This window comes from Acidobacteriota bacterium, assembly GCA_035471785.1.
GTDB lineage: Bacteria > Acidobacteriota > UBA6911 > RPQK01 > DATIPO01 > JANQFM01.
In genome coordinates this window covers 1-3635 of the sequence record DATIPQ010000011.1, presented here as the reverse complement: position 1 = coordinate 3635, position 3635 = coordinate 1, and the positions used below count along the sequence as shown (strand labels likewise).

The following is a 3635-nucleotide window of genomic DNA, read 5'->3' as shown; positions in this document are numbered from 1 at the left end:
GACATAGACGGACATGCGACACCGTAAAGCACACCGCAAGCTGAACCGCACCAGCAGCCACCGCAAGGCCATGTTGCGCACCATGGTGACCGAGTTCCTGGAAAAGGAGCGCATCATCACCACCGTGCCCAAGGCCAAGGAACTGCGTCCCTTCGCCGAGAAAATGATCACGCTGGGCAAGCGTGAAACGCTGCACGCCCGCCGTCAGGCGCTCTCGGTCATCCGCAGCAAAGACGTGGTGCACAAGCTCTTTTCCGACCTGGCCCCGCGTTTCGCCGACCGCAACGGCGGCTACACCCGCATCGTCCGTCTAGGCACCCACCGCAAGGGCGACGCCACCGATTTGGCGCTGCTGGAGCTGGTGGGAAGCGAACTCGAGCCGCCGGTGGAGGAGCCCAAGGCCAAACCCAAGGCCAAGAAAAAGAAGAAGGCCGCCCCCAAGACCAAGAAGACAGCCAAAAAGGCCGAAGCGAAGGAAGAGTCCAAGGCGGAGGCCAAGCCCAAGAAAAAGAAGGCCGCCAAGAAAACCAAAACCGAAGAGGCCGGCGAAGGGAAAGAAAAGAAGACGGCAAAGGCTGAAGCCAAGAAGCCCAAAGCCCAGAAGGCCAAGACCCAGAAAGCCAAGGCCGAGAAAGCCAAGACCCAGGAAGCCAAGACCCAGGAAGCCAAGGCCGAGAAGTCGGATGAGAAGGCCGACAAGCCGGCTAAGGTTAAGGCCAAGGCTAAGAAAGCCGACTCCAAAAAGGCCGAGGCCAAGCCCAGGAAAAAGGCAAAGGCTGGGGACAAGGAAGAGAAGAAAGAGGCTAAGGCCAAGGCCGACAAAGAGAAGGCGGAGGAGTCTTCTAAGGACGACTCGGAAGGCTAGGGGGATTGGAGCCGTCCGGCGCTCCGGTACCATCGCGAAGCCCTCCATAGCCTTGGCGACGGAGGGCCGAAAGGACGCGCCTCCCACGGCTGCGCAATTACCCACGGCTGCGCAATTACCCAACTTACCAGCATCAACTCCTATCGAGGCCGGTCCGGCAGGGAAGCGAGAGGCTAAAGCTGCTATATTGGCCGCTATGCTTGTCAGGACCCTGATTTTCGCCTTGATGACGCTTCTCGGCGCCGTCCCCGCGATGGCCCAATCCCAACAACTGACGCTGGACGACCTCTACCATCCCGACCGCAAGAAGGACTTTTCCGGCTCCCGCCTCACCTTCCGCACCTGGCTTGACAGCGAGCACTACAGCGAGCGCGTACGGGGGGAGCGGGTGGTCAAAGTGCACGCCCTCAGCGGCGACACCAGCCCGCTCATGGAGCGCGAACCCCTGCAAGAGGCTTTCGCCCGCTTGCCCGGCTTCAGCCAGGACGAGGCCAAGAAGGCTTCGCATACGGAGGTTTCTGCCTCCAGCGCCGACGGCTCGCTGTTGCTCTTCAACTTCGGCAACGACCTCTTTCTCTACCGCTCCGGCGGGGACGTCATGCGCCTGACCGATACGCCCCAGATTCCCGAGCAGGAAGAGGACTTCAGTCCCGACGCCCGCATGGTCAGCTTCGTGCGCGGATACAATCTCTACGTCATCGACCTGGAGCGGGTCCGCGAGCGGCGCCTGACCGAGGACGGGGGAGGGGAGATCTACAACGGCGTCCTCGACTGGGTCTACCAGGAAGAAGTCTACGGTCGCGGCAACTTCCGGGCCTACTGGTGGTCTCCCGACTCCAGCGGCATCGCCTACCTGCAGCTGGACGAGACCAAGGTTCCCCATTTCAATGTCATCGATCATCGGCCCGTCCACCTCGAGACCGAGGTCATGCGCTATCCCAAGGCGGGCGATCCTAATCCCGGCGTGCGCCTGGGAATGGTTTCGGCGGCGGGCGGAGAAACCCATTGGATCGACCTTTCCGCTTACGGCAGCCAGGAAATCCTCATCGTGCGGGTGGGCTGGAGTCCCGACGCCGAGCACCTGCTCTTCCAGGTCCAGGACCGCGAGCAGACCTGGCTCGATCTCAACGCCGTCCAGCCCGGAGAGGGCGCTCCCAGGACGGTGATCCGCGAGGAGTCCCCGGCCTGGGTCAACGTGCTGGGACAGCCCGAGTGGCTGGAGGACGGTTCCTTCCTGTGGATGAGCGAGCGCACGGGATGGAGCCATCTCTACAGCTACGGCTCCGACTTTCAGCTCAAAGGCGCGCTCACCGAGGGCGAATGGGACGTCACCGACCTGCATGGCAGTGACGGCCAATGGGTCTACTTCACCGCCACCCAACACGACTACACCGAGCGCCATGTCTACCGGGTGGGGATGGACGGCGAAGGACTCAAACGCCTTTCCCAGCGCGCCGGAACCCACTCGGCCCGCTTCAATCCCGACTGCACGCTCTACATCGATTCCTGGAGCGATTTCGATACGCCCACCCAGGTGCGCCTCTTTCGCGCCGGCGGCCAGGAAGCCCGCGTCATCGACGCCAACCCCGTCGAGGCCCTTAAGGAATACGACCTGCCGCCCCTCGAGCGCCACCAGGTGAAGACCCGCGACGGATTCGTCATGGAGGCCATGATGATCAAGCCGCCCGACTTCGACGAGTCCAAGAAATACCCGGTGATGAGCCACACCTACTCGGGCCCGCAAGCCCCTCAGGTGCGCAACGGCTGGGCCGGGACGCGCATGCTCTGGCACCGCATGCTGGCCCAGAAGGGCTACGTCATCTGGATTTGCGACAACCGTTCGGCCAGCGCCAAAGGCGTCCGGAGCGCCTGGCCCGTCCACCGCAACCTGGGCGAACTGGAATTGCGCGACCTGGAAGACGGCCTCGACTGGCTCAGGCAGAAGCCCTGGGTGGACGCTTCGCGCATCGGACTGTGGGGCTGGAGTTACGGCGGCTACATGACCAGCTACGCCCTGACTCATTCCGACAGCTTCAAGATCGGCATCGCCGGGGCGCCGGTGACCGACTGGCATCTTTACGACACCATCTATACCGAGCGCTACATGGGGCGTCCCCAGACCAATCCCGAGGGATACGAGAAGAGTTCGCCCCTCGAGGCGGCGGGCGATCTTAAGGGCAAGCTGCTGATCGTCCACGGCACCATCGACGACAACGTCCACATGCAGAACAGCATTCAGTTCGTGGACCGGCTCCAGCAGGCCGACAAGAGCTTTCAATTGATGCTCTATCCCGGCTCGCGCCACGGGGTGAGGGATCCCTGGCAGGTCTACCACCTGCAAAAACTCATGACCGCCTTCATCCTCGATAATCTGTAGGTCCTTTTATAGGGGCTTGGTCCGAGTTCGATGAAGGCGGGCGGCCCGCGAGAAAAGTTTAGAGCCACCCGTAGGGTTATCCCACGCCTTCAGCGTTCGGGCCTTGGCCGTCTGAAACCCAGGGTGGCGCCGCCGTCTCGCTTGCGCTCGCCGGGGCTGACCCTGGGCTAGCGAATCTGTCCCCTTCAGGGACAAGAACCGGAGGGCCCCGGCTCAGAATTGATGAGGCGACTGTGTTGAAAAGCAAGTGTCTTCTGGGAGACTTCCGAGCCGGCGACGGAGGAGGTCCGAAGTGCGAATGGCGAAGCTTGAGATCCCCGAAGGGGTGCGATTCGCCCGCCCCCTCCTCCGCCAAAGGCTACGGAGGGCAGGCAGCGACTGTGTTAGAAGTCA

General features: G+C 62.5%; 1 protein-coding gene and 1 pseudogene. Both read left to right on the top strand.

What is annotated here, in order from left to right; genetic code table 11:
* The first annotated feature begins 13 nt into the window (after positions 1 to 13).
* A pseudogene (gene rplQ, locus VLU25_01755) lies at positions 14 to 556 on the top strand (50S ribosomal protein L17).
* 505 nt (positions 557 to 1061) lie between these two features.
* On the top strand, positions 1062 to 3242 hold the full coding sequence (locus tag VLU25_01750) for a DPP IV N-terminal domain-containing protein (GenBank protein ID HSR66638.1): 2181 nt from the start codon (positions 1062 to 1064) through the stop codon (positions 3240 to 3242).
* Positions 3243 to 3635 lie beyond the last annotated feature (393 nt).

Coding starts and splice junctions, on each gene's coding strand:
- VLU25_01750 (HSR66638.1), top strand. CDS start 1,062: ATGCTTGTCAGGACCCTGATTTTCGCCTTGATGACGCTTCTCGGCGCC.